Source organism: uncultured Paraglaciecola sp., from assembly GCF_937123705.1.
GTDB lineage: Bacteria > Pseudomonadota > Gammaproteobacteria > Enterobacterales > Alteromonadaceae > Paraglaciecola.
The window spans coordinates 1-4,514 of record NZ_CAKZKO010000033.1 but is presented as its reverse complement, the minus strand read 5'-3'; the positions used below and the strand labels follow the sequence as shown (position 1 = coordinate 4,514).

General features: G+C 39.1%; 5 protein-coding genes. 1 reads left to right on the top strand and 4 read right to left on the bottom strand.

Annotated elements, in window-relative coordinates:
* Positions 1 to 77 precede the first annotated feature (77 nt).
* Positions 78 to 344, top strand: a complete 267-nt coding sequence (locus Q0688_RS04880) for a DUF6356 family protein (protein WP_299073761.1) — start codon at positions 78 to 80, stop codon at positions 342 to 344.
* A 99-nt stretch (positions 345 to 443) separates the two neighbouring features.
* Here the strand turns inward: Q0688_RS04880 and Q0688_RS04875 are convergent, their stop codons facing one another.
* The 4 genes from Q0688_RS04875 to Q0688_RS04860 form a co-directional block, all read right to left on the bottom strand.
* Entirely contained in the window at positions 444 to 602 is a 159-nt protein-coding gene (locus tag Q0688_RS04875; protein WP_299073759.1) for a YqaE/Pmp3 family membrane protein, read from the bottom strand.
* 127 nt (positions 603 to 729) lie between these two features.
* Complete coding sequence (locus Q0688_RS04870) at positions 730 to 2,817, bottom strand: glycoside hydrolase family 2 TIM barrel-domain containing protein (protein ID WP_299073757.1); 2,088 nt, start codon at positions 2,815 to 2,817, stop codon at positions 730 to 732.
* A gap of 11 nt (positions 2,818 to 2,828) precedes the next feature.
* Positions 2,829 to 3,959, bottom strand: a complete 1,131-nt coding sequence (locus tag Q0688_RS04865; RefSeq protein WP_299073756.1) for a sugar-binding domain-containing protein — start codon at positions 3,957 to 3,959, stop codon at positions 2,829 to 2,831.
* Between the two features lie 219 nt (positions 3,960 to 4,178).
* Positions 4,179 to 4,514: hypothetical protein (locus Q0688_RS04860; RefSeq protein WP_299073755.1), on the bottom strand; the 336-nt coding region annotated here is incomplete at its 5' end.

The following is a 4,514-nucleotide window of genomic DNA, read 5'->3' as shown; positions in this document are numbered from 1 at the left end:
TATATCTTAGAGCCAATCTAATCATTTTAAAAAGCAGTCCAAAAAGCTGTAATCGTTATTCAAAATAGGAAAAAAACATGTTCAAAACGTTATTTATTGATCACCCAAAATCTGTCAACGAAACCTATGTCGAACATTTTTTTGTGGCTATGAGTTTTTCAATAAAACTTTTTAAAGCCGCATTCGCGAGTTTTATTCATGCAATTGTACCTGGGTTATGTGTTAAAACCGGCAGTAAAGCAATCACTGAATTGCATGTAAAAATGGTGGCATTTAGAGTTAAAAAATCGGGAAAGTCACTTTCAAGTAACGAATTAGATGAATCAATTGAATATATGATTTAAATAAAGTTTGAGAGAAGAATTTTGAATAGAGTAAAAACTGCTTAATTTAGTTTTATATTGCACCGCTCAAATGAACGGTGCAATAGGAACCTTAGTCCGTCACTTAGTGCTGACCCACAAAGCGTGAATAAGTCCCGGTACATAAAACAGCAAGCAAAGTAGAATATTGATAAACAAGTCTTTGCCTACCCCACTTTTGAAAAATACAGCAACAGGCGGCAAAAATATCGCCAAAATAATCAATACTAATTTATTCATTTTGTTCTCTCTTTTTGTTTTGGTTATTGTAAAACTGTACTAATTCTAACAATGTGAGGTAAAGATAGCCAACTCCTTTAAACTCCACATTTTTAACAACACTTATCCAAGGTTCAGGTTAACAAACTTATGGTTGATAAGGCATTAACCAAAATCCATATTGATAGGTATCGGGCTTAATTCGATAATTAGGGCCGGCCAAAGCGCTTTTACCCCAACCCGTATCGCCACCTACACCTCTTTGGATCATATCAATATTGATAATATTTGATCCTGCCGGTTGCAAGCGATGAGGATGTCTTTTGCTGGCGACTTCCTCCATTGTGTAAGGCGACAAACTAAATTCTACTGGTTGTTTCGTGACCACTTTTAACCCTACAGTTTGGCTCGAACTATTAGAATCAGATGGTGTTAACGAAAACCAACGAATATCGGTGCGGTTACTACTGGCTTGTGGTTTAACGTAGTGAACGTAAAAACTCTCTGCATCCATCTGGTATAAACCAATATCTGCTGCAAGATTACGGTCAATATAATTTTCAAACGGACCTCGTCCATACCACTCAATGTTATTAAGGGTTTTTGGTGCAGTGGTTTGCAATCCAACTCTTATCAACTCTTGAGGGTTTGGCACATTTTGAAGATCTAACTGCATATTTACCTCAATCACCCCATCACTATTAATGGTGTAAATAAGTTGCCCTGTTACATCACGATGAGGAAGGTGAAAGTCACTGGCTATTTTAATTTGTCTATCACTTTGCTGGGTGATATTGACACTTAATTGGTCACGATTAATATAAGCGTATTTCCAAGGTAAAACGTGTTCAGAATTAGTGCCTAGCGCATTATCGTTATCGGTACCAGCACGCCAAAAGTTTGGTGTTAAGGGACCATCAATTAAAACTGAATCAGCATATTGCAAATGTTCAACCAATCCATTATTACGACTAATTTTTAACGTGAAATCACGGTTTATAACGCTAATATTGTCGGCAAATTGTTCTAAAACCAGCGGTGATTGCACTTGGCCATTGGGCTGTTTAGGATTAGTTTCTCTTAAAACAAATTGTTCGTTGGCAACTTGATGCCCTGCTACTGCCCATGCGGTGTTAGAGAGTAATTGAGCATTAACATTTAATAATATTTCACCGCTTTCTGGCATTGCAGGTAGGTTGAGATTGATTTGCTCCGAGCCTTCAGGCTGCGCTGCAAGAGTCGATACATCTTGTGCCACTATTTGACCATTTCGAAGTAATTGCCACTGTAATTGATAGCCACTTAAATCTTTAAACAAATAATTATTTTTAATGGTGAGTAAGCCATCATTCAAACTAAAGTCCAACCATTGATGGGCTTTTTTAACTTCATTCATGGCTGGTTTTGGTGTGCGATCTGGGTAAACCACACCGTTATTATTAAACCCACCATCGTGAGCTATTTCGGCAGGCTCATAATCACCACCGTAGGCCCAAAATGTTTGACCTGCTTCTGTTTTATTGATGGCTTGGTCTGCCCAATCCCAAATAAAACCACCTTGCAAATTCGGGTAACCTTTAAATACTTGCCAATAATCATTAAAGCCGCCGGTACTGTTCCCCATTGCGTGGGCATATTCAATCAATATCAAAGGTTTATCATTTTCTGGATTATTGCCCCATGCATCTATGTAGCGGCCAGCATCAACTTCTGCACCTTTAGTTAAAAAGTCCATAGTAGTCATTACGCCATAGGATATTTCGTTGGCGGGGCTGCTAGGTAATTCGGCTTCGTCTTTAGCCGTATAGCTGGCATACATAGGTGACACTATGTCGCTTATTTCTGGCATTTGCTCACTGATAATTGGACGGGTCGAATCAATGGCTAACGCGGCCTTTTTCATGGCACTAAAATTAGATCCTCTACCCGCTTCATTGCCTACTGACCACAAAATAATAGACGGATTATTGCGATCTCTAAGTACCATATTGGTCATTCTATCTACCGAAGCATCTGTCCAGTCAGGGTCGCTAGCAGGCAGGCTTTCTCGCAGACCATGGGTTTCTAGATTGGCTTCGTCCACCAAATAAATGCCATATTCATTACATAACTGATACCAATATGGATGATTGGGATAGTGAGAGGTTCTTACGGCATTAAAGTTATATTGTTTTAGTAGTTTAATGTCTTGTTCCATACTCGCGCGTTTTACCGCTTGCCCTACATCTGGTGCCATTTCATGTCGGTTTACTCCTTCAGATAAATAGCTTTGCCATTTACCAGCAATTGACCAGCGGTTATTTCAACTTCTCTAAAACCAACTTGTTGTGAAACACCATCTAACCAGTTTCCATTTTCATCAAGTAAAACTATTGCCAATTGATACAAATTTGGAATATCCGCACTCCACAATTTAGGCTCAATAACAGACACCGAGAAATCGGTTTGCTTTGTTTTTGATTTGAGCCTTTTCTTGGCAAGTAACGTGGCTTTTTTAAACTGATGGCCTTGTAAATAAACTTCCATATCAACGGTTTTAGCATTAGCCAACTCACCTTTTACCCAGCTACTAACCTTTAGTTGAGCATTTTTATATTGGGAGTCTAAATCAGTGGTAATGGCGAAATCATTGATATGTAACGGAGCTTTGGCGATTAAATCCACATCTCTAAAAATACCGCTTAGGCGCCACATGTCTTGAAGCTCGAGATAACTGCCATCTGACCAACGATAAACTTCTACCGCAAGCGTATTTTCACCGGGTTGCAGGTATTGGGAAATATTAAACTCAGCCGCTGTAAAACTATCTTGGCTGTACCCTACTTTTTGCCCATTTACCCATACATAAAACGCACTTTTCACTCCAGCAAACTGAATATAAACGTCACGATTTTTCCAGCCATCTGGAATGGTAAAGGTTTTACGGTAGCTGCCAACAGGATTGTAATCTTTACGAACATAAGGCGGATTAGTACCACTTAAAAAAGTGACATAAGGAGGAAAACCATGGAAGGTTTGACTGCTCATTCGCCCCACTTTAGCCCAAGGAACATGAGTATTAGCATAAAGCGGAATGCCAAAACCTTGAATTTCCCAATTACTAGGCACAGTAATATCTGACCACTTACTATCGTCATAATCAGGTTCATAAAAATTTAATGGACGTTGTTGTGGCCTCTTCACCCATATAAAACGCCACGTGCCATTTAACGACTCGGTATAAGGCGAAGAATTATCTTGAGGTGCCATTGCAGCTGCCAAGTTGTGAAAAGGCACTGCCGTGGCGCGGGCGGCTTCTTTATTTAAGCGAAATACCCGAGAGTCTTCCCATTCATGATATTCACCTGCACTTGGTGATTGAATTTCCACCCAAGCCATTTTTGCTGCAATTATACCGATTACCAACAAAATTATAACTAGCAATACTTTTATCACGCGCTTCAACATAATACCTATCTGCCTTGTATGAAATATGTAACTGTATAAAAAGCCTACAGAAAATATTACCTGACTTGATATCACTGCGCAGTATCTAAATAATTTTATCTGTTTATAACGTAACTACGGCTCCACTTATATTCTCTTTGAACTTCATGTTTATAGACCGAAAACAATTAGCAACACTGAAATTGCCAGTAATACCCATCCTGGGTGTTTCCCTTTTGTACCCCATAAATTGCCTAGTGCGCCAACGATATAAAAACTGCAAACCCCAAGACTTATCATTAAACCTTGCTCTTGATTAAACATAAAAGGTGAGGCAATAAGTAGCACTCCACCAACAAACCAAAATATGGTACTGAAATGCAAAAGCAAAGGTATTAACTTTTGGGAGCTGGCGGGCATTTCTTTGCCATAGGTAGACTGTAAAAGTGGCTTGATCATTAGTTTTTGTAAAAGTACGCCATGCACTATGGCGACACTTGCTCCAAT

Coding starts and splice junctions, on each gene's coding strand:
- Q0688_RS04865 (WP_299073756.1), bottom strand. CDS start 3,959: ATGGCTTGGGTGGAAATTCAATCACCAAGTGCAGGTGAATATCATGAA.
- Q0688_RS04880 (WP_299073761.1), top strand. CDS start 78: ATGTTCAAAACGTTATTTATTGATCACCCAAAATCTGTCAACGAAACC.
- Q0688_RS04870 (WP_299073757.1), bottom strand. CDS start 2,817: ATGGCACCAGATGTAGGGCAAGCGGTAAAACGCGCGAGTATGGAACAA.
- Q0688_RS04875 (WP_299073759.1), bottom strand. CDS start 602: ATGAATAAATTAGTATTGATTATTTTGGCGATATTTTTGCCGCCTGTT.